Genomic DNA, 24,024 nt, shown 5'->3' with positions numbered 1-24,024 from the left:
GACGATGCAAGGTAACTGCTTACTTGACTTCGACAGTCGCGCCAGCAGCTTCCAGGTCCTTCTTCATCTTCTCGGCGTCGTCCTTCGAAGCGCCTTCCTTCAGGACGCCACCGGCTTCGGCCAGGTCCTTCGCTTCCTTCAGGCCCAGGCCGGTGATGGCGCGGACGGCCTTGATGACTTCGACCTTCTTGTCGCCGGCCGACTTCAGGGTGACGGTGAACTCGGTCTGCTCTTCAACAGCAGCAGCCGGGCCAGCGGCAGCAGCCACGGCAACCGGAGCAGCGGCGGAGACGCCGAACTTCTCTTCGATGGCCTTGACCAGCTCCATCACTTCCATCAGGGACTTCTCGGCGATGGCGTCGACGATCTGTTCGTTGGTAAGGGACATGATTAATACCTTTGGATGATTTTCTGGGTTGAGGTTCCGTCAGGAACCACGGTAAGTCGAAACTCAGGCGGTCTCGGCGGCCGGCTCGGCAGCGTCGGCGGCGACGTCGCCACCACCCTGCTTCTCGCCAACGGCCTTGATGGCGCGGGCAAACATCGTGACCGGCTCGGTCAGGACGCGGGCCAGCATGGCCAGGGCCTGGTCGCGGGTCGGCAGCGAGGCCAGCACTTCGACGTGGCTTGCCGGGAACACTTCGCCACCGATGGCGACGACCTTAGCCTTCAGCTTGTCGTTGCCCTTGGCGGCTTCCTTGATCAGGCGACCGGCAGCGCCGGGCTCCTCGAGCGAGAACGCGTACAGCAGCGGACCAACCATCTGGTCCTGGGCGACTGCGAACTCGGTGCCTTCAACGGCGCGCGAAGCCAGGGTGTTCTTGACAACCTTCAAGAAAACACCGGTTTCACGAGCCTGCTTGCGCATCGCGGTCATCTGGGCGACCGTGGTGCCAGCGTATTCGGCTGCGATCAAGGAGTGGGCCTTGGCGGCGACGTCTGCCAGCTCGGCGACTACTTCTTGCTTCTGGGACAGATTGAGAGCCATTGCACTCCTCCTATTGAACTCCGCTTACGGCTCCTGCCGTGTGCGGTCCTGTGCGGCATCCGTCCTGGACGCCGGGAACATCGGGATGATGTTCCGGGGGTGGGCCGTTCTAGACCTGGAGTGGGCCAACCTGGGAAACCCAGACGTGCGTGAACCAGAAAAACTCCAGAAGGGCACCATCTACGCAGGGTGATTCCGGGGAATCGATTAAGCGCTCATGACTGCTCCGGCGGCGACTCCTTGCCAGATCGAGCTTCCGTGCCCGTCGCCGGTATTGCCACGACCGCGCCTGCGGTCTTTGACGGCTACCGCGGGCGATGCACTGCCAGCGATGCCTTCAAATGTCACGGTCACGGCACCGAAGGTACCGTGACCGCTTGAAACAATTACTTCAGGGTCAGCGACGACTGGTCGACGGTGACGCCCGGGCCCATCGTCGAGCTGACCGAAACCTTCTGCAGGTAGGTGCCCTTCGAGGTGGCCGGCTTGGCCTTGATCAGGTCCAGCAGCAGCGCGGTCAGGTTCGACTTCAGCGCGTCTTCGGCGAAGTCGGCCTTGCCGATGGTGCAGTGGATGATGCCGGCCTTGTCGGTGCGGTAACGGACCTGACCCGACTTGGCGTTCTTCACGGCTTCACCCGGGTTCGGGGAAACGGTGCCGACCTTCGGGTTCGGCATCAGGCCGCGCGGGCCCAGCACGGTGCCCAGCTTACCGACGACGCGCATGGCGTCCGGGGTCGCGATGACGACGTCGTAGTTCAGATCGCCGGCCTGCATCTTCTCGGCCAGGTCATCCATACCGACGGCTTCGGCGCCAGCGGCCAGGGCTTCGTCAGCCTTGGCACCGGCCGGAGCGAACACGGCGACGCGGACCGACTTGCCGGTACCGGCCGGCAGCACGGTGGAGCCACGGACCTGCTGGTCGGACTTCTTCGCATCGACGCCCAGGCGCACAGCGACGTCGATCGACTCGACGAACTTGGCCTTGGTGGCGCTCTTCAGGATGTTGATCGCGTCCTCGAAGGCGTATGCCTTACCCGGAACGACGGCGGCCTTGATGGCCTTCTCACGCTTGGTCTGTGCCATCTTATTAACCCTCCACCACGAGGCCCATGGAACGGGCAGAGCCAGCGATGGTACGCACGGCGGCGTCCAGATCGGCGGCAGTCAGATCCGGTTCCTTCGCCTTGGCGATCTCTTCCAGCTGCTTACGGGTGACCTTGCCGACCTTCTCGGTGTTCGGGCGCTTGGAGCCCGACGAGATGCCAGCGGCCTTCTTCAGCAGGGTGGTGGCCGGGGTGCTCTTGGTGATGAAGGTGAACGTACGGTCCGAGTAGGCCGTGATGATCACCGGAACCGGCAGGCCCGGCTCGAGCTTCTGCGTGGCAGCGTTGAACGCCTTGCAGAATTCCATGATGTTCAGACCGCGCTGACCCAGCGCAGGACCGACCGGCGGCGAGGGGTTGGCCTGACCGGCCTTCACCTGCAGCTTGATGTAACCGACAACTTTCTTTGCCATGTGAGTACTCTCCGGGTGCTAGCGCCTTTCGACAACAGGCTCCCCATCGGACCGGGAATCACGCGTCCCGGCATCGCGTTTTGAAATCATGCTGAAGGCCACCTTGCGGCGGCCTCGTCCTGCTGGCTTCCCAGCGGGGAGCCGCGCACTATATCAGGTTTTTTCTTCACATGCCTGAAGCGGCACGTAAACGAGAGAAACCGGGCCAAGCCCGGTTTCTTGTCCGGAGTCGAGCATGGCTCGACTCTACAACTGGATCAGACGGCCTTTTCGACCTGGCCGAACTCGAGTTCGACCGGAGTGGCACGGCCGAAGATCAGCACCGAGACGCGCAGACGGCTCTTCTCGTAGTTGACCTCTTCGACGACGCCATTGAAATCGTTGAACGGGCCGTCGGTGACGCGGACCATCTGGCCCGGCTCGAACAGCACCTTCGGACGCGGCTTCTCGACGCCTTCCTGAACGCGGTTCAGGATGGCTTCGGCCTCGGAATCGGCGATCGGCAGCGGACGGTCGGCCGTGCCGCCGATGAAGCCCATGACGCGCGGGGTTTCCTTGACCAGGTGCCAGCTTTCGTTGTCGATGCGCGGAATACCGGCTTCTTCGTGGGTCTCGATCTGGACCAGCACGTAACCCGGGAAGAACTTGCGCTCGGAGCGGCGCTTCTGACCAGCGCGCATCTCGACCACTTCTTCGGTCGGGACCAGGACATCGCCGAAGCGCTCTTCCATGCCGTCACGGACGATGCGATCGCGCAGAGCCTGCGCCACCGACTTCTCGAAGCCCGAATAGGCGTGAACGACGTACCAACGCTTCATGCAATTCTCCTTAGCGGCTCAGGAACAGCTGAATCAGCCACTGAATGACGTAATCGAACCCACCCAGCAGCAGGCTGAGAATGGTTACCACCACCATCACGACCCAGGTCATGCGGATGGCTTCCTGGCGCGTCGGCCAGACCACCTTGCGCAGTTCGAAGCGCGACTCGGAGAGGAATTCGCGGGTGTCGCGCCCCTTGCCGGTCAGCATGAACACGCCGATACCGCCAACCAGACCGACTACAACCGCCAACGCACGCAGCTGACCCGCCCACGCACCCAGCTGGGTGGCGCGACCGGAGTCGGCGGAGAACCAGAACCAGACGAACAGACCAGCCAGCACCAGCAGCGATGCGGCGACGTACTTGACGATATCCCCGCCATTGGCGGAGTTGTCCTTGGAGTGTTCGATCTTGCTATTCATCCGGCTGTGTCTGCTTTAGCGGCCCAGGCCGCTGGATAAGGTGGGCAGATGGCACGCCAGGAGGGACTCGAACCCCCAACCTGCGGTTTTGGAGACCGCTGCTCTGCCAATTGAGCTACTGGCGTACGTATTGAAACTTGCCTTCCCTTAGACGGCGAAGGCGGACCGAGGTTCCCGGCCCGCCATTCGCGTAACCGGCGGCGCTATGCAACCACCGGCACTGCAGGCTTACTCGATGATCTTCGAGACCACGCCGGCGCCGACGGTACGGCCACCTTCGCGGATGGCGAAGCGCAGACCTTCGTCCATTGCCACCGGGTTGATCAGGGTGACGACCATCTTGACGTTGTCACCCGGCATCACCATTTCGACGCCTTCCGGCAGTGCAGCTGCGCCGGTGATGTCGGTGGTGCGGAAGTAGAACTGCGGACGGTAGCCGTTGAAGAACGGGGTGTGACGGCCGCCTTCGTCCTTCGACAGGACGTAGACTTCGCCTTCGAACTTGGTGTGCGGCTTGATCGTGCCCGGCTTGGCCAGGACCTGGCCACGCTCGACGTCGTCACGCTTGGTGCCGCGCAGCAGCAGGCCAGCGTTGTCGCCTGCCTGACCCTGGTCCAGCAGCTTGCGGAACATTTCAACGCCGGTCACGGTGGTCTTCTGCACCGGACGGATGCCGACGATTTCGATTTCGTCGCCGACCTTGATCACGCCGCGCTCGATACGGCCGGTCACCACGGTGCCGCGACCCGAGATCGAGAACACGTCTTCCACCGGCATCAGGAACGGCTTGTCGATCGCACGCTCCGGCTCCGGAATCCAGCTGTCCAGGGCATCGACCAGCTTCAGGATGGCCGGCACGCCGATGTCGCTCTGGTCGCCTTCCAGCGCCAGGCGGGCCGAACCGGCGATGATCGGGGTGTCGTCGCCCGGGAACTCGTACTTGCTCAGCAGTTCACGCACTTCCATCTCGACCAGCTCGAGCAGCTCGGCGTCGTCAACCATGTCGGCCTTGTTCAGGAACACGACGATGTACGGCACGCCGACCTGACGCGACAGCAGGATGTGCTCGCGGGTCTGCGGCATCGGGCCGTCAGCGGCCGAGCACACCAGGATCGCGCCATCCATCTGGGCGGCACCGGTGATCATGTTCTTGACGTAGTCAGCGTGGCCCGGGCAGTCAACGTGGGCGTAGTGACGGATCGGGGATTCGTATTCGACGTGCGCGGTCGAGATCGTGATACCACGAGCCTTTTCTTCCGGCGCGGCGTCGATCGAGGAGTAGTCCTTGAACTCGCCACCGAAGCGCTCGGCACCGATCTTGGTCAGTGCGGCGGTCAGCGTGGTCTTGCCGTGGTCGACGTGACCGATGGTGCCGACATTGACGTGCGGCTTGGTGCGCTCGAACTTACCCTTGGCCATGGCTGCTTATCTCGAATTCGTCTGAGAGGTGATGCTTAAGATGGTGCTCACGAAAGGAATCGAACCTTCGACCTCTTCCTTACCAAGGAAGTGCTCTACCGACTGAGCTACGTGAGCCGAGTTTTGCATTATGACATGAACTCGATAATATTCAAAGTTCATTCAATGGAGCGGGAGACGGGAATCGAACCCGCACCATCAGCTTGGAAGGCTGAGGTTCTACCATTGAACTACTCCCGCGCCGGGAATGTCACAACGTGAAACTGGTGGAGGGAGGTGGATTCGAACCACCGAAGGCGTAAGCCAGCAGATTTACAGTCTGCCCCCGTTGGCCGCTTGGGTATCCCTCCTTACCACCCCATTCCGTTGCCGCCGAAGCGTTGCGGTGTGTGGTGGTGAGCCGCTTATTCTGCTGATGGGACGGGGGGCTGTCAACGCTTTTTTCCACTTTTTTCACACACTGTCGCAAACCCATTGATACGCAAGGTTATTGCCCGGGGACCGGCAGGGTCTCGCTGGCGAAAATTGCGACATGAGGGACACCGTCGCCGCCAATCCAGCCCCGATACATGCCCTGGGTGTTGAACGGCGTGGCCATTTTTCCATCTGCGCCGAGCACGATCGCACCGCCATCGCCGCCCATCTGCGGAATCGTCTCGTTGATCACGCCCTTGCCGGCCTGCTCCGGGCTCTGCTCCTGGTAACGCATGCGCGCGCAGATCTCGTGCGCGGCGGCAGTACGGATGTAGTACTCGCCCCAGCCGGTGCCAGACACCGCACATCGCGCGTCAGCCCAGGTACCGGCGCCGATGATCGGCGAATCACCCACGCGCCCATAGCGCTTGTTGGTCATGCCACCGGTGGAGGTACCAGCGGCCAGGCGCCCCTGTGCATCCAATGCGACTGCACCAACGGTCCCGAAGTGCTTTGCGGTCTCCAGATCGGCATGCGCCTGGCCGCCGGCCTCTTCCTTCAGTGCACGCTGCAGCTGCTGCCAGCGCTTTTCCGTACGGAAATAGGAGGGATCGACCAGAGAAATGCCCTGCTCGACCGCGAAGGCTTCGGCGCCCTGCCCGACCATCATCACATGCCTGGACTTCTGCATCACGGTCTGCGCCAGCAGGATCGGGTTGCGCACCCGCTGCACGCCCGCCACCGCGCCCGCCGCCTGGCTCGCGCCGTCCATGACGGCCGCATCCAGCTCGTTGTGGCCGTCGTGGGTGAACACCGCGCCCTTGCCGGCGTTGAAGGTGGGATCGTCCTCCAGCACGGTGATCGCGGCGGTGACAGCGGCCAGCGCGGGGCGACCCGCTGCCAGCTCCGCATGCCCCTTCAACAGGGCCGCCCGCAGCGCGTCACGTGCGGCCTTTTCCTCGGCCGGCGACAGGTCCTTGCGCTCGACGCCGGCGCCGCCGTGGATGACCAGCAGCGGTGAAGCGGCCGGTGCGGCCTGGGCGAGCAACGGCAGGGACAGCAGCGCGGACAGCGCCAGGCGCAGTTTCATCGGGTACGTCTCCAGCAGGTGGGCAAGGGAGGCATCATCGTAGAGCCGAGCCCATGCTCGGCTGATGCCTCGATTGAAAGGCAGCCGAGCGCGGGCTCGGCTCTACAGCATCCCATGCGTGGCCACAGGATCGCCGGGTCACTGGCGGATGACTTCGATCTCGCCGTCGCTGACGTCGGCCACGGCCTGGTAGTCGGCCTCGGCCTGGAAGTCATCCAGGCGCATGCGGCTGCCGCTGGCGACCACCGTTACCGGCACCGCGTGGAAGCGCAGCGGCTCACCTTCGACCAGGCGGTCGGCATCGCGGCCGGGGCTGACCACCCAGACCTTGCCCTCGCCGTCAGCACTGTAGACCTGTGCCTGGCCATCGGGCTCCACGCACAGGGCAGTGTCTTCGTCGACGCCGATGCCGACGATGTCGGGGTTGCCACTGTCCTGGGCAGCGCGCGCCACGAACACGATCAGGCGGCCAAGCCGATCGCGCTTGTCGAAGTGGGTGTCGGTGACCACGCGCTGCAGGTAGGGCATCTGCAGGAAGCCACTGTCCATGGTCACCGCACTGCCCATCGGGTCGGCCAGCGCACCGGCGGAGGTGATGCTGCCGCCGTCCATCGCGCCGTAGGCATAGCCACCGAGGATGGCGAGCCCAGCGCTGGTACCGGCAATCGGCTTGCCGGCGCGCACATGGGCGTTGAGCGCGCGGTTGAGCGCGGTGCCCTTCCAGAAGCGGATGTAGCGGGACTGGTCGCCGCCGGCGATGAAGATGGCATCGGCTGCAGCCACCACGCGCAGCACCGCGGGATCATCGGCACCACGGCGATTGTCGAACACCAGCGTCTGCACTGCGGTGGCCCCGCCGATCTCGCGATACAGGCGGTCCTGCAGTTCGTCACTGCCAGAAGCGCGCAGGATCAGCACGCGGCCATTGCCAGCCTGCTTCAGCCACCAATGGAAGGCTTCCGGCACCCATTCGCCACCGCCCATCAGCATCATGGCCGGCGCGCGCGGACCGGGCCGGGGTGCGTCGAGATCCCCGGCTTCGTAGTAGGCGAAGCCCGGGCCCTGCAGGTCCTGCGCAAGGGCGGCCAACGGCACGGCCAACACCAGCAGCGCCAGCCAGGCGAAGGGGGCACGCAGGGTCCGATGGAGGCGTCGCATCTTGATCTCCCTGAACAAAATCGACTTGCAAGCGTTTTCACTCTTTGCCAGATAGGGATCCAGTAGTCAAGGGCATGAAAAAGGCGTTAAATGCGCGCGCCCATTCCGGAAATCTGAATGGGGGACAGGGCCCCTCCTCTGCGGGCCGGCTTCATTTCCGAGAATTCCTCATGCGTAGAAAGGCGATGGCGTGGTCGATCCAGCTGGCGTTGATGGGCGTGGCTGCTTCCGCGGCGGCCCAGGCACCGGCTTCCTCTCCGGTTCAACAACTGGACGCGGTGCAGGTCACCGGTTCGCGCATTCCGCGCGCCCAGGTCGAAGGCCCCGCCCCGATCACGGTGATCAGCGCCGAGCAGATCCGCTCCAGCGGCTTTACCACCGTGCCGGACGTGCTGCGCGCGATGACCCAGAACGGGGGGGAGACCCAGAGCCAGCAGTCCTCCAGTGGCGCTGACTTCTCGCCGGGCGCCCAGCAGGTGGACCTGCGCGGCCTGGGCCCGAATCACACGCTGGTGCTGGTCAATGGCCGCCGCATCGCCGACTTCCCGATGCCGTTCAAGGGCCGCAGCAACTTCACCGATGTCTCCAACATCCCGTTGGGGATGATCGAGCGCATCGAAGTGCTGACCGGCAGCGCCTCGGCCATCTACGGCTCGGACGCGATCGCCGGCGTGGTCAACTTCATCCTGAAGAAGAAGGCCGACGGCACCACGATCGACATGCGCATGGGCACCACCAGCGAAGGCGGTGGCGACTCGTTCGACATGAGCCTGGCCAGCGGTTTCAGCCGCGGCAATTTCAACGCGGTGTACAGCGTCGAGCTGCAGTCGCAGAGCCCGCTGTGGGCGTACGAGCGCGACATCCAGGATTCGACCCAGGACGGCCCCACCGAGGGCTCGCGCATCGCGCGCCGTGCCTATCTGCGCACCGACTACAACGATGACTACCTGGACCCGGGTGCGGCCACCTGCGAAGCGCTGGCCGGGCAGAACCAGGGCAGTACCTACCACGCGTACCGCCCGCGCTACGGCTACTACTGCGGCAGCGACAGCTCGATCGGCTACGGAACCATTCTCAGCAAGCGCCGCGGCGCCAATGGCTACGCCTCGCTGAGCTACGACTTCGACAACGGCCAGCAGTGGTTTGCCGATGTGCAGCTGGGCTACCACACGATGTCGCTGATGCGCGACGTCACCAAGTGGGGCCGCATGGACGCCAATGGCGATGAGTCGGGCTATTTCAACAACCAGGCCACCGGCGAGATCGAGTTCTGGCAGCGCCAGTTCTCCCCCGAGGAAATGGGTGGCCTGCGCAATGCGATGGTGCGCAGCACGCAGAAGACCTTCAGCGTGACCACCGGCTTCAAGGGCAATCTGGCCGGCAACTGGGACTACGAGGCAGCATTGAGCCATTCGCAGTACCAGTCGCGGATCAGCTGGGCACAGATCATCGCCGCCAAGGCCAATGACCTGTTCCTGGGCCCGCAGCTGGGCGTGGACGACGACGGTTTCCCGATCTACAACGCCGATCCGTCACGCCTGTACCGGCCACTGACCCGCGCCGAGTACGACTCGATCGCGGCGCGTACCACTTACACCCCGAAGTCGCGGACCGAGACGGCCGCGTTCACGCTGACCAATTCCGCGCTGTTCGGCCTGCCGGGCGGTGACGCCGGCTTCGCCGCGACCGTGGAAGTGGGCCAGCAGGCGTACTCGCTGAATCCCGATCCGCTGGCGACCCAGTACTACTACTACAGCTGGAAGGATTCGGACGGCAACGGTTCGCGCAACCGCTGGGCCACGGCGGCCGAGCTGCGCATGCCGCTGCACGAGACGGTCAACCTGAGCGTGGCCGGCCGCTACGACCAGTACCGCTATTCCGGCCACACCATCGGCAAGGCGACCTGGAGCGGCGGCCTGGAATGGCGCCCGATCGACACCCTGCTGGTACGTGGTTCGTATGGCACCGCGTTCCGCGCGCCGGATCTGCACTACGTGTTCGCCGGCCCGGGCAACGACGAGACCAGCGCCGTGGACCTGTACAGCTGCCGCGCCGACGATGCCGCCGACTGTTCCGACTACGAGCACAACCTGATCCGCAGCCGCACCGGCAACCGTCAGCTCGACCCGGAAACCAGCACCTCGTGGAGCGCCGGCTTTGTCTGGTCGCCGGCGATCGGCCTGGACCTGTCGGTGGACTGGTTCGACATCGACATGCGCAAGCAGGTGCAGGACATGGACGTGCGCACGATACTGGCCAGTGAAGCGAACTGCCGCCTGGGTACTGCCGACATCAACTCGCCGACCTGCGTGGACGCGCTCGACCGCATCACCCGCACCAGTGATGGCCGCCTGTACGGCGTACGCGTCGCCCCGATCAACGTCGCCCGCGAGTCGACCTCCGGCATCGACGTCGGACTGCGCTACCGCCTGCAGACCGGCATTGGTGATTTCATCCTCAACGGCACCCACACCTGGGTGAAGAAGCACGATTTCCAGCGCTACCCCGGTGATCCGATCCAGGACCAGTTCGCGGTCAACAGCAACTTCGACATCCCGCGTACCAAGACCAGCCTGAGCGTGACCTGGGAGAAGGAGGCGTGGTCGGCCACGGTCTATGGTTCGCGCCTGGGCAAGCTGCCGACCTCGGACAGCTACGACCAGGTATTCAAGTGGGACAGCGGTGACAGCCCGTACATCAAGGCGACCTACCGCTACAACGCGTCGCTGCAGTACCGCTTCGACGACCACGCGCGCCTGTCGCTGTCGGTGGTGAACGTCTTCAACAAGATGCCGCCGAAGGACGCCACCTACACCGCGTATCCGTATTACGACGTGTCCTGGTTCGACAGCGTCGGCCGCACCATCAACCTGCAGTACACCCACAAGTTCGGTGGCAGCGCATTGTAAGCGCGGTTACGCAGGACGTGGACGACGGGGCCCGCCATTGGCGGGCCTTGTTGTTTGGGAACCTGGCTCTGGTAGATGCCCACCTTGGTGGACACTGATATGCCACGCGCCCACCAAGGCGGGCGACTACCAGAGCGGGCCACGCGGGTTTTCCACACCGCACGTGGAAAGCGATGGGAACTTGGTGTGGACAAGTGGGCGCGATCCTTGTCTCACAGGCATTTCCGGGCGTGGTGATTTTTTGTCCATGCCCTTCGATCGTTTTCCACACCAGACGTGGAGAGCAATGGGAACTAGGTGTGGACAAGTGGCTGTGAGTGTTGCCACGCAGGCGTTTGGAAGCGTGGCGAATATTTGTCCACGCTCCGCGGACAAGCCCTGCAGAACCGAGCCCATGCTCGGCTCCGGCCGGCATCAGCCGAGCATGGGCTCCGCTCTACAGCGGCATACCGGGTTTTCCACACCGCGCGTGGAAAGTGGTGGGGGTTTGGTGTGGACAAGTGAGCGCGAGTCTTGCCGCGCAAGCGTTTCAATGCATGGTCATTTTTTCGCCAGCCACCGGCTGCGGTGCCAGAAACGCGAACGCCCCGCACAAGGCGGGGCGTCCGGGGTCGATCCGATGCCGCTGGATCAGACGTTGAAGCGGAAGTGCAGGATGTCGCCTTCCTGCACGCGGTACTCCTTGCCTTCCAGGCGCAGACGACCGGCTTCCTTGGCACCGGCTTCGCCCTTGTACTTGATGAAGTCGTCATACGCGATGGTTTCGGCGCGGATGAAGCCCTTCTCGAAGTCGGTGTGGATGACCGCGGCAGCCTGCGGAGCGGTGGCGCCCTTGCGCACGGTCCACGCGCGGACTTCCTTCACGCCTGCGGTGAAGTAGGTCTGCAGGCCCAGCAGGCTGTAGGCCGCGTTGATCACGCGGTTCAGGCCCGGCTCGCTCAGGCCCAGGTCCGCCAGGAAGGTATCGCGGTCTTCGTCGTCGAGCTGGGACAGCTCTTCCTCGATCGCGGCCGACACCGGCACCACCTGCGCGCCTTCGGCGGCGGCATGCGCGCGCACGGCTTCCAGGTGCGGGTTGTTCTCGAAACCGTCTTCCAGCACGTTGGCGATGTACATCACCGGCTTCAGGGTCAGCAGGAACAGGTCACGGACCAGCGCCTTCTCTTCGTCGTCCAGGCCCACCGAACGGCCAGCCTTGCCATCCGACAGCGCCGCCTGCAGCTTGGCCAGCACCGGCTTGCGCGCCGCTGCGTCCTTGTCGCCGCCCTTGGCCGCACGCTCGGCACGGTTCAGCGCCTTCTCGACACTGTCCAGGTCGGCCAGCGCCAGCTCGGTGTCGATGGTTTCGATGTCCGAGATCGGATCGACCTTGCCGGCCACGTGCACGATGTCGCCGTGCTCGAAGCAGCGCACCACGTGGGTGATCGCATCGACTTCGCGGATGTGCGCCAGGAACTTGTTGCCCAGGCCCTCACCGCTGGCGGCACCGGCCACCAGGCCGGCGATGTCGACGAACTCGACCGCGGTCGGGATGACCTTCTGCGGGTTGATGATCGCTGCCAGCTCGTTCAGGCGCGGATCCGGCACCGGCACGATGCCGACGTTCGGCTCGATGGTGCAGAACGGGAAGTTCGCCGCGGCGATACCCGCCTTGGTCAGCGCATTGAACAGGGTCGACTTGCCGACGTTGGGCAGGCCGACGATGCCGCATTTGATACCCATGGGTTGAATCCGGGTTTGAGTGTAAGTGGATGATTCGGGATTCAAGACTCGCCTGCGGGCATGCCCTCAATCCCCAATCGTCCTTCCAGTAGCCCGCGCTAGAACGCGGCGTACAACCTGTGATGTTCTGCGTACGCTTTCAGCAGTTCTTCCAGCTTGCCGTCATCGACCAGCGCATAGAATCGCCCATCCAGCGCATCAAGTGCTGTTTCGACTTCATCGTCGAGCCACCCGTCAGCACGATAGATCTGCAGGCGCCTCTGCGCATGATGATCTGCCATGGCCTCATTGCCAAACAGTAGCTGCTGGGCCGCCAGCACGATGTCGCGCACGTCAAGCTGCTGTATCTCCTCAAGCCCTGCAAGCGCTTCAGCAATGTAGCCGCCAGCAGAATTATGGAAATAGGCATCAAGCCCTCCACGGTAGACATCATTGATGAGCGCGTTGATCGCAAAGAAACGCTGATCGTGCACTGACAATCCAGCAAATCCACAACCGCTCCCGTGGACCTGTTCGACCAACCAATGCCAATGCCGCCCCTCTGCAGATTCCTCGAACCGCTTGCGCTCTTCACGAATTTCCCGATCTCGCGTCTTCGCCATTTCCATGCTTTGCCGCGTGCCATTCCGGCACGGCATGCAGAGCCCGTCGTTCCGGGCCGCCGTCGCCAGCAGGATCATGGCGCCACACGCAGTGCAGGGAGTACGCGGGTCGGTCATGATCAGCGCGGGGTGTGCAGTCGCTTCATCGCTTCGCTGAAATCGCCCTGCACCGCCAACGGCAGCACGTCGATCGCATCGTCGATGGCGCGCGAAATCAGCACTTCATCGTCCTTGGAGGGGCGTCCCAGCACCCAGCCCACCACGCGATCCTTGTGGCCGGGATGGCCGATGCCCACGCGCAGGCGATGGAACTTGCCGTGACCGAGCAGGCGGATGGTGTCACGCAGGCCGTTCTGGCCGCCGTGGCCGCCGTCGAACTTCAGCCGCGCCACGCCGGGCGCCAGGTCCAGTTCGTCGTGGGCCAGCAGGGTCTCTTCCGGTTCGATCTTCCAGAACCGCTGCGCGGCGGTGACCGACTTGCCACTGAGGTTCATGAAGGTGGCGGGCTTGAGCAGCCACACCGTCTGCCCGGCGATCTCGACCTTGGCGGTCTCGCCGAACAGCTTGCTGTCCACATTCCATCGTGCACCGGCTTTTTCAGCCAGGGCCTCAACGAAATGAAACCCGGCATTGTGCCGGGTCCGGGCGTGTTCCGATCCGGGGTTGCCCAGACCGACGATCAGTCGCAGTCCTGCCATGGTTCCTTCCAATACGGTGCCTGCCCGGAGGCAGGCACCGTAGCGGTATTACTCGGCGGCAGCCGCTTCTTCGTCAGCCGCGTCGGCCTTGCCGGCCTTGGCGGTGACGATGGCGTCGTCGTGGTCCTTGCCCAGCGCCAGGGCCGGGATTTCCACGCCCTTCGGCAGCTTGATGTTGGACAGGTACACCACGTCACCGGCCTTCAGCTCGCCCAGGTCGACTTCGATCGACTCCGGCAGGTCCTTCGGCAGGCAGGTGATGGTCACTTCCTTCAGTTCGTGGGTGACCACGACGTCGGCAGCCTTGCCGGCCGGCGAGGTGTCTTCGTTGATGAAGTGCAGCGGGACCGAAGCGGTCAGGGCTTCGTTCTCGTTCACGCGCTGGAAGTCCAGGTGCATGATCAGCTGCTTGTACGGGTGGCGCTGCATGTCACGCAGCAGGACCTTCTGCACCTGGCCGTCCAGGTTCAGGTCCAGGATCGAGGCATAGAACCACTCGTTCTGCTGGGCCAGCCAGATTTCGTTGTGGTCCAGGCTGATGGCGACCGGCTCGGCGTTGCCGCCGTACACGATGGCCGGGATCACACCCGCGTGACGCAGGCGGCGGCTCGCACCCTTACGCTGCAGTTCACGCTTGGTGACCTTGATTTCATGGGTCTTCGACATTTTCGACTACTCAGGTTGTTGCCGCGCCCTGCGGCGTGGCGGTTGAAGATGCTTCCGCGACCAGAAGCACCCGGGGTATGTCCCTGCCATTGCCGGCAGGGACGAAAAACTCAGTCGACGTACAGCGAGCTGACCGACTCACCGAAGGCGATGCGGCGCATCGTTTCGGCCAGCATTTCCGCCACGCTCAGCTGGCGGATCTTGCTGCACACCCGCGCGGCGTCCTTCAGCGGGATGGTGTCGGTCACCACCAGCTCGTCGAGCTGGGAATTGGTGATGTTGTCCACTGCCGGGCCCGACAGCACCGCGTGGGTGCAGTAGGCGGCGACCTTGAGCGCACCGCGCGCCTTCAGGGCAGCGGCAGCGGCGCACAGGGTGCCGGCGGTATCGACGATGTCATCGACCATCACGCAGGTCTTGCCTTCGACGTCACCGATGATGTTCATCACGGTGGAGACGTTGGCGCGCGGGCGGCGCTTGTCGATGATCGCCAGGTCTGCGTCATCCAGGCGCTTGGCCACCGCACGGGCGCGGACCACGCCGCCCACGTCCGGCGACACAACGATCAGGTTCTCGGTGCCGTAGGCGCGCCAGATGTCGGCCAGCAGCAGCGGGGACGCATACACGTTGTCCACCGGAATATCGAAGAAGCCCTGGATCTGGTCGGCGTGCAGGTCGACGGTCAGCACGCGATCAGCGCCAGCGGTGCTGAACATCTTCGCCGCCAGCTTGGCGGTGATCGGCACGCGCGAGGAACGCATGCGGCGATCCTGGCGCGAGTAGCCGAAGTACGGCACCACGGCGGTCACGCTGGCCACCGATGCGCGCTTGAGCGCGTCGATCAGCACCAGCAGTTCCATCAGGTTTTCCGCGCTCGGCGCACAGGTCGGCTGGATCACGAACACGTCCTGCTTGCGGACGTTCTCTTCGATTTCCACCTGCACTTCACCATCGGAGAAGTGCGAGACCAGCGCCTTGCCCGGGCGAACCCCCAGTTCCTTGCAGATGTTCTGCGCCAGACGTTTGTTGGCGTTGCCGGAAAAGACCAGCAGGTTCGGGGACTCTTGCATCATGATTGTCTCGGGCGGGGACGAGTGGCGGGGATCCGGAGTCGGCAAGGACCCTGATGGACCCTTGCTGCTGACAACACCGCGGTTGTTTCCACGTCCCGCGCGGGCGATGCGCTGGAAGGCGCGGACACAGCCGCTATTGGCAGGGGCGGTAGGATTCGAACCTACGAATGCCAGGATCAAAACCTGGTGCCTTGGGCCTCTTGGCGACGCCCCTGCATTGATAAATCAGTGTTGCTCGAGTGCATCCAGCAGTGGCGAACGCGCAACGCCCGCTGCCACCCTTGCCCGCAACTCCTTCGGCAACTTCGACCGTCCCTGCTCTGCGGCAGACTGCGATGCGAACTCGACGAAACAACCACTTCCCGAACCGGTCAGCCGCGCCGTGCCGATATCGCTCAACGCGGCGAACGCTGCCTCGACGGCAGGCTCACGGCGGCGCAGCACCGGTTCGAACGCGTTCCCGACCAGGGTCCCGGAAGCGAAGTCCTCTATTTTCGCCACTGGGCTGTCGCGCGTCAAATCCGGGTCTGCGAACAGGGCCGGGGTGGGAACATGAACGCCCGGTTCAACCACCACATACCAGGCCGGTTCCAGCACGATGGGCTGCAGGCGTTCGCCCACCCCTTCGGCCCAGGCATTGCGCCCGCGCACGAACACCGGCACGTCCGCGCCCAGGCGCAGGCCCAACGCAGCAAGCGCGTCCTCATCCAGACCGGCCCGCCAGAGCCGGTTCAGCACCACCAGCACGGTGGCGGCATCGGAGGAACCGCCGCCAAAGCCACCGCCGGCAGAAACGCGCTTTTCGACGATGATGTCGGCGCCTTGCGCGATATTGGCCGCGTCTTTCAGAATCCGCGCGGCGCGCACCGCCAGATCATCCGCCTCGGCAACGCCGGCCGGCCCCTCGCCCTCACGACGCACCTGCCCGTCTTCACGCAGGCGCAGACCAATGCGGTCGCCCCAGTCCAGCAGCCGGAACACGGTCTGCAGCTCGTGGTAGCCATCGGCGCGGCGACCGGTGATATGCAGGAACAGGTTCAGCTTGGCCGGGGCCGGCCACCAGGACCAGCCCGCGTCATCGCACCCGGCACTCATGGGGCGCCCTGCCCCCACTGATCCACCAGCAGGCGCACCTTGGCGTCACCATGGCTGGCTTCTATCCGGCGTGGCAGCGCCGGACGCCCGGCCTCGGCCGGGTACCAGTCCAGGTATTGCACCTGCCAGCCCATCTGCTGCACACGACGCGGCCGGCCTTCACCGTCGCGCTCGACCTTCTCCGGACCGCCAGCATCGCCAGCCACCAGGCCACGGATCCACTGCGGCAGCTGGTTGACCGGGATGTCCCAGCCAGTGGCCTCCAGCAGCAGCTGCTGGGCGTCCTCGCCGTCACGCGGCCCGCCGGCCAGTCCCTCAAGGCGACCGGCTTCGGAATGGGTATCGCCGGTCAGCTTCCAGCTCTGCCGGGTCACCGGCGCGCTCAGCTCGACCACATAGCGGCGCCCCTCCTGCTTCCAGTCGATGCGACCGCTGCCGCCGTCCTTGCCCTTGCTCACCGCGACCCGGCCCTGGAAGGCCCAGTCCGACTGTGCCTGCAGCGCGGCCACGCGCGCCGCCTCGGCCCGCGCCGCTTCGGCCGAAACCGTCTCGACCACCGCCGGTGGCGCGGTCTTCTGCGTACCCACGCTGGTACAGGCGGTCACCGCCAGGGTCACGGCCACCAACAGCATCGGCCGGATCAGGGAAACACTCATGGATTGAATTTCTCGCGGGCGCGCAGCAGCGCGCGGTTTTCAGGATCGAGCTTGGCCGCTTCTTCGAAGAAGTGGCGGGCCTCGTCATGCTTGCCCAGCACCCACAGCACTTCGCCAACGTGGGAAGCGATCTCCGGGTCCTTGGCCAGGGTCCAGGCCCGGCGCAGCTGCACCAGTGCTTCTTCCTTGCGGCCCAGGCGATACAACACCCAGCCATAGCTGTCGACGATGGCGGCGTTGTCCGGTTCGGCCACACGGGCGCGGTCGATCAGCTCCAGTGCTTCCTGCAGGCGGCCGGTGCGATCGGCCAGGGTGTAGCCAAGCGCGTTCAAAGCCGGCACGTTCTCCGGGTCGGTCACCAGGATCTTGCGCAGATCGGCCTCGGCGCGCGGAATGTCATCGCGGCGTTCCCAGGTGAGCGCACGGGCGTACAGCAGTCCGTTGTCATCCGGGTAAGCGGCCAGGCCGCGGGCCAGCGCATCCAGTTCACCGGCGCTGTCGTCGGCGCGCTGGCGCAGTTCCGCTTCCAGCAGGTAGGCGTCGCGGCGCACGTCGTCGTCAACCACCGCATCGGACTGGATCGCGTGCACCTCATCCAGTGCCAGCGGCAGGCGCCCGGCCAGGGCCTGGGCGTTGGCCGCACGCAGGCGTGCTTCGCTCAGCTCATCGCCGCCGGGCACGCTGTGATACCACTGCACCGCCTCGGGATAACGCTTCAGGTACTCGGCGATCTTGCCCAGCAGCAGACGCTGCGCCGGGTCCGGCTTGGCCGCCTGCCGCGACAGTTCGTTGTAGAGGTTGGACAGCGCCGCCTTGTCGCCCTGCTTGGCCAGCAGCGAAGCGCGCATGCCCCAGGTCTGCACGTCCTGCGGGCCGAAGGCCAGCACGCGCTCGGCCGCGGACGGCTGGCCGAGGCTGTCGTAGGCAATGGCCACCGCATTGCGCAGTTCCGGGTCCTGGCGGGTCTTAGGCTCCACATCGTGCAGCAGCGACAGCGCCTTGCCGGTCTCCCCGGCCTGCTGCAGCTGGCTGGCACGCAGCAACGCCACACGCGGTTCTTCAGGGAAGCGCTTGACCACTTCATCGATCATGCGCCGCGCCAGTTCGGGCTTGTCCATGCGCAGGGCGAGGCGGCCGAACTCCTGCCAGGCTTCGATCTTCGGTGGAATGGCGTTGGCGTCGACCAGCTCACCCAGCACCTGCGCGGGCACCGCCGGATCGCGCCCCCCACCGATCAGGGCGGCCAGGGCAAACTTCCAACCGCGCTCGTCGGAGTCGGCCAGCAGGCCCTGCAGTTCGGTGCGGGCAGCCTTCACATCGCCCTGGCGCATGGCCAGCGCACCGGCCGCACTGCGCATGGTCAATGAGCGCGGGGCCCGCTGTTGCCACAGAGCCAGGCCCTTGGCCGCGCTGGCATCATCGTTGGCGAGCATGGAAATGCGGGTCGCACGCTCGGCCAGGCCGGCGTCGCCGTCGGTCTGCTGGGCCGCCTGCAGGTACCAGCGCGCGGCCTCAGCCAGCTTGCCGGCCTGCAGGGCGAACTCACCGGCCATCACCGGCTCCAGCGCCAGTTCCTCAGTGGCCGGGGCCCTTACAGGGGCCTTGGCCGGCACCGCCGCCAGGGCCTGGCTGCAGGCCAGGGACAGCAGCAGAACACTGGGGATGCGAATCAATGCGGGCATCGTCGGCATCGGGGCCTTAAAATGTCGTCCAATGGCCAGCAGCTTATCGCAAGCAACTGAACAATGACCCTGTGGGTGCTCGGACTGAATCACCAGACCGCACCGGTGGAGCTGCGCGAGCGCGCGGCCTTCGCCGGTGAGGCGTTGCCGCGCGCGCTCGGTTCGCTGCGCGATACTCCGCAGATCGCCGAGGCGGTGCTGCTGTCCACCTGCAACCGCACCGAGCTGTATGCCGTGGCCGATTCGGCACAGGCGCTGGACCAGTGGCTGCACACCCAGGCCGGCGACCTGCAGGGCTACCTGTACCAGCACGCCGATGCCGAGGCCGTGCGCCACCTGTTCCGGGTCGCCACCGGCCTGGACTCGATGGTGCTGGGTGAGCCGCAGATCCTCGGCCAGGTGAAGGATGCCTGGTCGACCGCGCGCGACCACGGCCTGCTCGGCCAGCGCCTGGACCGCCTGTTCCAGCAGACCTTCTCGGTGGCCAAGCGTGCGCGCACCGATACCCAGGTCGGCGCCAACCCGGTATCGGTGGCGTCGGCTGCGGTGCGCCTGGCGCAGAACGCGTTCGCCCGGCTGGACGATTCCACCGTGCTGCTGGTCGGTGCCGGCGAGACCATCGAACTGGCTGCACGGCACCTGAGCGAAGGCAAGGTACGCCGGCTGCTGATCGCCAACCGCACCCTCGCCCACGCGCAGGAACTTGCCAGCCGCCATGGCGGCGTGGCCCTGCCGCTGACCGAACTGGACCGCCACCTGGGCGAGGCCGACGTGGTGTTCTCGGCCACCGCTGCGCGCGAACCGGTGATCCATCGCGAGATGGTGGCCAAGGCCCTGCGCGCGCGCCGGCACAAGCCGATGCTGCTGTTCGACCTGGCCGTACCGCGCGACATCGAGGCCGAGGTCGGCACGCTCAACGATGCCTTCCTCTACACCGTGGACGATCTCGAGCGTGCGGTGGAAGACAACCGCCGTGGCCGCCGTGAGGCCGCCGCCGAAGCCGAGGCGATCATCGACCTGCAGGTGTCACGCTTCGTCGAGACCCAGCAGGCCAGCGCCCACCAGGCGCCGCTGCGGCAGCTGCGCGCGTTCGGCGAAGCCACCCGCGCCGAGCTGCTGGAGCGCGCACGCCAGCAACTGGCCAACGGCAAGCCGGCCGATGAAGTGCTGGAGCTGCTTGCCCACGGCCTGACCAACCGCCTGCTGCATCCGCCGACCGCCGCCCTGCGTGCGGCCGCGCTGAGTGGCGATGCCGACCTGACCCGCGCCGCCGAGCGCCTGTTCCCGGCCACGCCGGGTTACCGCCACCCACCCGTGAGACCCGATGACGCCGACCCTGCGCCGTAAGCTGGAAGCGCTGGCCGAGCGCCGCGAAGAACTGGAACGCCTGCTCGCCGAACCCGATGTGGTCGCCGACAACACTCGTTTCCGCGACCTTTCGCGCGAATTCGCCCAACTTGAACCGATCGCCATCGCCCTGGCTGATGAAGCCCGTGCCAAGGCCGATCTGGCAGCCGCCGAAGGCATGCGCGCCGACCCCGACCTGCGCGAGCTGGCCGACGAGGAAATCGCTGCTGCACAGGCGCGCCTGCAGGAACTGGAGCAGGAGCTGGCGCTGCTGCTGGTGCCGCGCGACCCGCGCGACGAAGGCAACCTGTTCCTGGAAGTGCGCGCGGGTACCGGCGGCGACGAGGCAGCGATCTTTGCCGGCGACCTGTTCCGCATGTACGCCCGCTACGCCGAACGCCAGGGCTGGAAGGTCGAGATCGAATCGGACAGTCCGGGCGAGCACGGCGGCTACAAGGAAGTGGTGGCGCGCGTGGTCGGCCGTGGAGCGTTCTCGCGCCTGAAGTTCGAATCGGGTACGCATCGCGTGCAGCGCGTGCCGGCCACCGAATCTCAGGGCCGCATCCACACCTCGGCGGCCACCGTAGCGATCATTCCCGAGGCCGATGAGGTCGATGACATCGTCATCAACCCGGCCGACCTGAAGGTGGATACGTTCCGCTCGTCCGGTGCCGGCGGCCAGCACGTGAACAAGACCGAATCGGCCATCCGCATCACCCACGTGCCGACCGGCGTGGTGGTGGAATGCCAGACCGAGCGCAGCCAGCACGCCAACCGCGACAAGGCGATGAAACGCCTGAAAGCACAACTACTGGACGCCGAGCGCCAGCGCCAGGACGCGGCGCAGGCCGAATCGCGGCGCCTGCAGGTCGGCAGCGGCGACCGCAGCCAGCGCATCCGCACCTACAACTTCCCGCAGGGCCGGATCACCGACCACCGTGTGGAAGGCCTGACGCTGTACGACCTGCCCAACGTACTGGCCGGCGACCTCGATCCGCTGCTGCAGCGGCTCAGCCACGAGCACCAGGTCGACGCCCTGGCCCAGCTGTCGGCGGGCTGAGCACGATGACGGCCTGGCAGCAGCGACAGCACCTGCAACAGGCGATTGCACGCCAGCCCGGCGACTTCGTCGCCTGGGTCATGCTGGCCGATGTGGAACTGGAAGCCGGCGACATCGCTGCCGGCGAACAGGCCGCGCGACGTGCCCTGCAGCTGCGCCCGAATCACCCTGAAGCACTGGCACGGTTGGGTCGCGTGGCCTGGATGGCCGGCGCGCATGCCGACGCGGCGAAGCTGCTCGGCCAGGCCTCGGCGCTGGCCCCGCAGCACCCCGGCATCGCGTTGTGGCTGGGCCATGCGCTGGAAGATGCCGATGATGCAGAAGGCGCGGCGGCGGCCTATCGCCGTGCACATGCGCTGATGCCGGACGAACCCTATATCGCCGCGCAGCGCCTGGCCTGGCAGCGTCGCCTCTGCGACTGGCAGGACGTGGATGCGCTGGCCACACAGGTGCGTGGCGCCCTGGCCACCGGGCAAGGCGTGGTCGAACCGTTCGCGTTCCTCAGCGAGGATGCCAGCGCGGCCGAACAGCTGGCCTGCGCGCGTGCACGCGCCGCAGTGGTTGCTTCGGGGGTACGTCCCCTTCCTGCCGTGAAGGTGCGCGCGCACGGCCCCCTGCGCGTCGGTTTCCTTTCCAATGGTTTTGGCGCCCATCCCACCGGGCTGCTGACCGTGGCCCTGTTCGAGCAGCTGCGTCATGACCCGGCGTTGCAGCTGCATCTGTTCGCGTTGAACCGCGACGACGGCAGCCGCATCCGCCAGCGCCTGCAGACGGCCACACAGCTGCATGATGTGGCTGGCCTGCGCCATGCAGACACTGCCGCGCGCATCCGCGCACAGGGCATCGACCTGTTGTTCGACCTGCGCGGCTGGGGCGGCGGCGGCACGCCGGAAGTGCTGGCGATGCGCCCTGCCCCGCTGCAGTTGAACTGGCTGGCTTATCCGGGCACCTCGGGCGCGCCGTGGATGGATGCGGTGATCGGCGATGCCTTCGCCCTGACACCCGCACTGGAGCCGCACTACAGCGAACGCGTGCTGCGCCTGCCGCGCGCCTTCCAGCCGTCGGACAACACCCGCGTGCTGGCGCCTGCGCCGAGCCGCGCCGACTGCGGCCTGCCCGAACAGGGCGTGGTGTTCTGCTGCTTCAACAACAGCTACAAGCTCAACCCGCGCAGCATGGGCCGCGCCTTCGCCATTCTGCAGGCAGTGCCCGGCAGCGTGCTGTGGCTGATGTCCGGCCCCGGCCAGGCCGATGCGCGCCTGCGTGCCGCCGCACAGACCGCAGGCCTGGACCCGGCGCGCCTGGTGTTCACGGCCAAGCTGCCGCATCCTCAGTACCTGGCCCGTTATCAGCTGGCCGACCTGTTCCTGGACACGCATCCGTACAACGCCCACACCACCGCCTCCGATGCACTGTGGGCCGGCTGCCCGGTGCTGACCTGCCCCGGCGACACCTTCGCCGCGCGCGTGGCCGGCAGCCTCAACCACCATCTGGGGCTGGCACGGATGAATGTCGCCGACGATGCGGCGTTCATCGCCACCGCCAGCGCGCTGGGCAACGATCCGGCAGCACTGGCGGCATTGCGCGCTGAACTGGCACGGGCACGCGAAGACAGCGGCCTGTTCGACATGGCCGGATTTGCCCACGACCTTTCGGCGCTGCTGCAGCATCTGGCGGGCGAACAGGGCTGGCAGGGCCTCGACATCGCCTGAGCGATCCCTGCGCTACGCTCGGGCTTCCTCCCCGCGTGGTGTGACGATGGCCAAGCTCAAGCGCAAGGACTACGACGAACTGCTGCTGCCTTTGCAGCTGGAACTGACCGCGATGGCGCGCTGGGTGCAGCACAGCGGGCAACGCCTGCTGGTGCTGTTCGAGGGACGTGATACCGCAGGCAAAGGCGGCGCGATCCAGGCCATCAGCCAGCACCTCAACCCGCGCCAATGCCGGGTGGTGGCGCTGCCCAAGCCCACCGACCGCGAAGCCACGCAGTGGTACTTCCAGCGCTACGCCTCGCACCTGCCGGCCGCCGGCGAGATCGTGCTGATGGACCGCAGCTGGTACAACCGCGCAGGCGTCGAGCGGGTGATGGGCTATTGCAGCGAAACCGAGTACCAGCAGTTCCTGCACCAGGCGCCGGTGTTCGAACAGCTGCTGGTGGACGACGGCATCCTGCTGTTCAAGTACTGGCTGTGCGTGGACCAGGAGCAGCAGGAAAAGCGCTTCGCCGAGCGCCACCTCGATCCGCTGAAGGGCTGGAAGCTCTCCCCGGTCGACCTGAAATCGCGCAGCAAGTACAGCGCTTACACCGAGGCCCGCGAGGCAATGCTGCGCGCGACGCATCGTGAGGCGGCGCCGTGGACGCTGGTGGATTTCAACGACCAGCGGCTGGGCCGGCTGACCCTGGTGCGCAACCTGCTGGACCGGCTGCCGGATACGCGGGTGGATGCGCCGTTGCCGGAGCTGCCGAAGCTGAAGGGCAAGCTGCATCGCGAGCACTACGATGTGCTGAAGCCGATCGAGGATTTCCCGGTCGAGGAATAGGGTGGGTCGGCAGGGCCTGCGGCCCTGCACCTGCCGAAGCCAGAGCAACGGCAACAGCCGGCTCTGGGAGTTTTGCTTGTTGGCTGGGGTGGTGTGGGTTGGCAGGACACGCCGTAAACCCATCCATGGGGGCTCGATGGCGCC

22 protein-coding genes and 5 tRNA genes are annotated in these 24,024 nt (G+C 65.7%); 5 read left to right on the top strand and 22 right to left on the bottom strand.

Going from position 1 to position 24,024, the window contains the following annotated elements; translation table 11 throughout:
* Positions 1 to 19: 19 nt before the first annotated feature.
* The 13 genes from rplL to N5D20_RS00995 form a co-directional block, all read right to left on the bottom strand.
* Entirely contained in the window at positions 20 to 388 is a 369-nt protein-coding gene (gene rplL, locus N5D20_RS01055) for a 50S ribosomal protein L7/L12 (protein WP_010480374.1), read from the bottom strand.
* Between the two features lie 63 nt (positions 389 to 451).
* Complete coding sequence (gene rplJ / locus N5D20_RS01050; protein WP_010480377.1) at positions 452 to 988, bottom strand: 50S ribosomal protein L10; 537 nt, start codon at positions 986 to 988, stop codon at positions 452 to 454.
* 386 nt (positions 989 to 1,374) lie between these two features.
* Positions 1,375 to 2,073 carry a 50S ribosomal protein L1 gene (rplA, locus tag N5D20_RS01045; protein ID WP_004154350.1) on the bottom strand — a complete coding sequence of 233 codons (699 nt, stop codon included), beginning with the start codon at positions 2,071 to 2,073 and terminating at the stop codon, positions 1,375 to 1,377.
* 4 nt (positions 2,074 to 2,077) lie between these two features.
* Positions 2,078 to 2,506 (bottom strand): 50S ribosomal protein L11, encoded by a 429-nt coding sequence (rplK, locus tag N5D20_RS01040; RefSeq protein WP_004145248.1) that lies wholly within the window; start codon positions 2,504 to 2,506, stop codon positions 2,078 to 2,080.
* Between the two features lie 257 nt (positions 2,507 to 2,763).
* Complete coding sequence (nusG, locus tag N5D20_RS01035) at positions 2,764 to 3,324, bottom strand: transcription termination/antitermination protein NusG (protein WP_004154362.1); 561 nt, start codon at positions 3,322 to 3,324, stop codon at positions 2,764 to 2,766.
* Positions 3,325 to 3,334: 10 nt separating this feature from the next.
* Positions 3,335 to 3,748 (bottom strand): preprotein translocase subunit SecE, encoded by a 414-nt coding sequence (gene secE, locus N5D20_RS01030; RefSeq protein WP_010480389.1) that lies wholly within the window; start codon positions 3,746 to 3,748, stop codon positions 3,335 to 3,337.
* Positions 3,749 to 3,797: 49 nt separating this feature from the next.
* Positions 3,798 to 3,873, bottom strand: a tRNA-Trp gene (locus N5D20_RS01025).
* A 103-nt stretch (positions 3,874 to 3,976) separates the two neighbouring features.
* Positions 3,977 to 5,167: an elongation factor Tu gene (gene tuf, locus N5D20_RS01020; RefSeq protein ID WP_014036096.1), complete on the bottom strand. Its 1,191-nt coding sequence runs from the start codon at positions 5,165 to 5,167 to the stop codon at positions 3,977 to 3,979.
* Positions 5,168 to 5,208: 41 nt separating this feature from the next.
* Positions 5,209 to 5,284 (bottom strand) — tRNA-Thr (locus tag N5D20_RS01015).
* Positions 5,285 to 5,333: 49 nt separating this feature from the next.
* Positions 5,334 to 5,407, bottom strand: a tRNA-Gly gene (locus tag N5D20_RS01010).
* Between the two features lie 24 nt (positions 5,408 to 5,431).
* Positions 5,432 to 5,517 (bottom strand) — tRNA-Tyr (locus N5D20_RS01005).
* A gap of 137 nt (positions 5,518 to 5,654) precedes the next feature.
* On the bottom strand, positions 5,655 to 6,671 hold the full coding sequence (locus N5D20_RS01000) for an isoaspartyl peptidase/L-asparaginase (protein ID WP_279914944.1): 1,017 nt from the start codon (positions 6,669 to 6,671) through the stop codon (positions 5,655 to 5,657).
* 138 nt (positions 6,672 to 6,809) lie between these two features.
* Positions 6,810 to 7,829 carry a cyanophycinase gene (locus tag N5D20_RS00995; protein ID WP_100448534.1) on the bottom strand — a complete coding sequence of 340 codons (1,020 nt, stop codon included), beginning with the start codon at positions 7,827 to 7,829 and terminating at the stop codon, positions 6,810 to 6,812.
* Positions 7,830 to 7,999: 170 nt separating this feature from the next.
* Here N5D20_RS00995 and N5D20_RS00990 point away from each other — a divergent pair, with 170 nt between their 5' ends.
* Positions 8,000 to 10,738: a TonB-dependent receptor gene (locus N5D20_RS00990; protein ID WP_279914945.1), complete on the top strand. Its 2,739-nt coding sequence runs from the start codon at positions 8,000 to 8,002 to the stop codon at positions 10,736 to 10,738.
* Between the two features lie 630 nt (positions 10,739 to 11,368).
* Here N5D20_RS00990 and ychF read toward each other — a convergent pair.
* The 9 genes from ychF to N5D20_RS00945 form a co-directional block, all read right to left on the bottom strand.
* Positions 11,369 to 12,460, bottom strand: coding sequence for a redox-regulated ATPase YchF (gene ychF, locus N5D20_RS00985; protein ID WP_043403185.1), 1,092 nt, complete (start codon positions 12,458 to 12,460; stop codon positions 11,369 to 11,371).
* Between the two features lie 98 nt (positions 12,461 to 12,558).
* A complete protein-coding gene (locus N5D20_RS00980; protein ID WP_237707035.1) occupies positions 12,559 to 13,140 on the bottom strand; it encodes a DUF4375 domain-containing protein in 582 nt (193 codons plus the stop codon).
* A gap of 41 nt (positions 13,141 to 13,181) precedes the next feature.
* Positions 13,182 to 13,760, bottom strand: a complete 579-nt coding sequence (gene pth / locus N5D20_RS00975; RefSeq protein WP_019338143.1) for an aminoacyl-tRNA hydrolase — start codon at positions 13,758 to 13,760, stop codon at positions 13,182 to 13,184.
* Between the two features lie 48 nt (positions 13,761 to 13,808).
* Positions 13,809 to 14,426: a 50S ribosomal protein L25/general stress protein Ctc gene (locus N5D20_RS00970; RefSeq protein WP_014036085.1), complete on the bottom strand. Its 618-nt coding sequence runs from the start codon at positions 14,424 to 14,426 to the stop codon at positions 13,809 to 13,811.
* A gap of 110 nt (positions 14,427 to 14,536) precedes the next feature.
* Positions 14,537 to 15,496 carry a ribose-phosphate diphosphokinase gene (locus tag N5D20_RS00965; RefSeq protein WP_005415400.1) on the bottom strand — a complete coding sequence of 320 codons (960 nt, stop codon included), beginning with the start codon at positions 15,494 to 15,496 and terminating at the stop codon, positions 14,537 to 14,539.
* A 140-nt stretch (positions 15,497 to 15,636) separates the two neighbouring features.
* Positions 15,637 to 15,713 (bottom strand) — tRNA-Gln (locus N5D20_RS00960).
* Positions 15,714 to 15,724: 11 nt separating this feature from the next.
* Positions 15,725 to 16,594, bottom strand: coding sequence for a 4-(cytidine 5'-diphospho)-2-C-methyl-D-erythritol kinase (ispE, locus tag N5D20_RS00955; RefSeq protein WP_109815179.1), 870 nt, complete (start codon positions 16,592 to 16,594; stop codon positions 15,725 to 15,727).
* The gene (gene lolB, locus N5D20_RS00950; protein WP_279914946.1) at positions 16,591 to 17,250 is read right to left on the bottom strand and encodes a lipoprotein insertase outer membrane protein LolB; all 660 of its coding nucleotides are present in this window, start codon (positions 17,248 to 17,250) and stop codon (positions 16,591 to 16,593) included. Before lolB ends, ispE begins: the two co-directional genes overlap by 4 nt.
* Positions 17,247 to 18,932 (bottom strand): tetratricopeptide repeat protein, encoded by a 1,686-nt coding sequence (locus N5D20_RS00945; protein WP_029550819.1) that lies wholly within the window; start codon positions 18,930 to 18,932, stop codon positions 17,247 to 17,249. The genes lolB and N5D20_RS00945 overlap by 4 nt, the downstream gene beginning before the upstream one ends.
* Before the next feature lie 63 nt (positions 18,933 to 18,995).
* Between N5D20_RS00945 and hemA the strand changes: the two genes are divergently transcribed.
* Genes hemA through ppk2 form a run of 4 tightly spaced genes read left to right on the top strand, consistent with a single transcriptional unit; the run spans position 18,996 to position 23,880 of the window.
* Positions 18,996 to 20,279 (top strand): glutamyl-tRNA reductase, encoded by a 1,284-nt coding sequence (gene hemA / locus N5D20_RS00940; RefSeq protein WP_010481752.1) that lies wholly within the window; start codon positions 18,996 to 18,998, stop codon positions 20,277 to 20,279.
* A complete protein-coding gene (prfA, locus tag N5D20_RS00935; RefSeq protein WP_010481754.1) occupies positions 20,257 to 21,339 on the top strand; it encodes a peptide chain release factor 1 in 1,083 nt (360 codons plus the stop codon). The genes hemA and prfA overlap by 23 nt, the downstream gene beginning before the upstream one ends.
* Before the next feature lie 5 nt (positions 21,340 to 21,344).
* Entirely contained in the window at positions 21,345 to 23,051 is a 1,707-nt protein-coding gene (locus tag N5D20_RS00930; protein WP_279914947.1) for a tetratricopeptide repeat protein, read from the top strand.
* Between the two features lie 46 nt (positions 23,052 to 23,097).
* Positions 23,098 to 23,880, top strand: coding sequence for a polyphosphate kinase 2 (ppk2, locus tag N5D20_RS00925; RefSeq protein ID WP_019338137.1), 783 nt, complete (start codon positions 23,098 to 23,100; stop codon positions 23,878 to 23,880).
* Positions 23,881 to 24,024: the final 144 nt, after the last annotated feature.

The sequence above is a fragment of the Stenotrophomonas sp. GD03877 genome, assembly GCF_029840555.1.
GTDB classification, from domain to species: Bacteria; Pseudomonadota; Gammaproteobacteria; order Xanthomonadales; family Xanthomonadaceae; genus Stenotrophomonas; species Stenotrophomonas geniculata.
Note: the sequence above shows the minus strand (reverse complement) of the source record. Positions and strands in the feature narration are given on the sequence as shown.

Excerpts from the sequence above, each read along its gene's own strand:
- rplL (WP_010480374.1), bottom strand. The coding sequence starts at position 388 with ATGTCCCTTACCAACGAACAGATCGTCGACGCCATCGCCGAGAAGTCC.
- rplJ (WP_010480377.1), bottom strand. The coding sequence starts at position 988 with ATGGCTCTCAATCTGTCCCAGAAGCAAGAAGTAGTCGCCGAGCTGGCA.
- rplA (WP_004154350.1), bottom strand. The coding sequence starts at position 2,073 with ATGGCACAGACCAAGCGTGAGAAGGCCATCAAGGCCGCCGTCGTTCCG.
- rplK (WP_004145248.1), bottom strand. The coding sequence starts at position 2,506 with ATGGCAAAGAAAGTTGTCGGTTACATCAAGCTGCAGGTGAAGGCCGGT.
- nusG (WP_004154362.1), bottom strand. The coding sequence starts at position 3,324 with ATGAAGCGTTGGTACGTCGTTCACGCCTATTCGGGCTTCGAGAAGTCG.
- secE (WP_010480389.1), bottom strand. The coding sequence starts at position 3,748 with ATGAATAGCAAGATCGAACACTCCAAGGACAACTCCGCCAATGGCGGG.
- tuf (WP_014036096.1), bottom strand. The coding sequence starts at position 5,167 with ATGGCCAAGGGTAAGTTCGAGCGCACCAAGCCGCACGTCAATGTCGGC.
- N5D20_RS01000 (WP_279914944.1), bottom strand. The coding sequence starts at position 6,671 with ATGAAACTGCGCCTGGCGCTGTCCGCGCTGCTGTCCCTGCCGTTGCTC.
- N5D20_RS00995 (WP_100448534.1), bottom strand. The coding sequence starts at position 7,829 with ATGCGACGCCTCCATCGGACCCTGCGTGCCCCCTTCGCCTGGCTGGCG.
- N5D20_RS00990 (WP_279914945.1), top strand. The coding sequence starts at position 8,000 with ATGCGTAGAAAGGCGATGGCGTGGTCGATCCAGCTGGCGTTGATGGGC.
- ychF (WP_043403185.1), bottom strand. The coding sequence starts at position 12,460 with ATGGGTATCAAATGCGGCATCGTCGGCCTGCCCAACGTCGGCAAGTCG.
- N5D20_RS00980 (WP_237707035.1), bottom strand. The coding sequence starts at position 13,140 with ATGATCCTGCTGGCGACGGCGGCCCGGAACGACGGGCTCTGCATGCCG.
- pth (WP_019338143.1), bottom strand. The coding sequence starts at position 13,760 with ATGGCAGGACTGCGACTGATCGTCGGTCTGGGCAACCCCGGATCGGAA.
- N5D20_RS00970 (WP_014036085.1), bottom strand. The coding sequence starts at position 14,426 with ATGTCGAAGACCCATGAAATCAAGGTCACCAAGCGTGAACTGCAGCGT.
- N5D20_RS00965 (WP_005415400.1), bottom strand. The coding sequence starts at position 15,496 with ATGCAAGAGTCCCCGAACCTGCTGGTCTTTTCCGGCAACGCCAACAAA.
- ispE (WP_109815179.1), bottom strand. The coding sequence starts at position 16,594 with ATGAGTGCCGGGTGCGATGACGCGGGCTGGTCCTGGTGGCCGGCCCCG.
- lolB (WP_279914946.1), bottom strand. The coding sequence starts at position 17,250 with ATGAGTGTTTCCCTGATCCGGCCGATGCTGTTGGTGGCCGTGACCCTG.
- N5D20_RS00945 (WP_029550819.1), bottom strand. The coding sequence starts at position 18,932 with ATGCCCGCATTGATTCGCATCCCCAGTGTTCTGCTGCTGTCCCTGGCC.
- hemA (WP_010481752.1), top strand. The coding sequence starts at position 18,996 with ATGACCCTGTGGGTGCTCGGACTGAATCACCAGACCGCACCGGTGGAG.
- prfA (WP_010481754.1), top strand. The coding sequence starts at position 20,257 with ATGACGCCGACCCTGCGCCGTAAGCTGGAAGCGCTGGCCGAGCGCCGC.
- N5D20_RS00930 (WP_279914947.1), top strand. The coding sequence starts at position 21,345 with ATGACGGCCTGGCAGCAGCGACAGCACCTGCAACAGGCGATTGCACGC.
- ppk2 (WP_019338137.1), top strand. The coding sequence starts at position 23,098 with ATGGCCAAGCTCAAGCGCAAGGACTACGACGAACTGCTGCTGCCTTTG.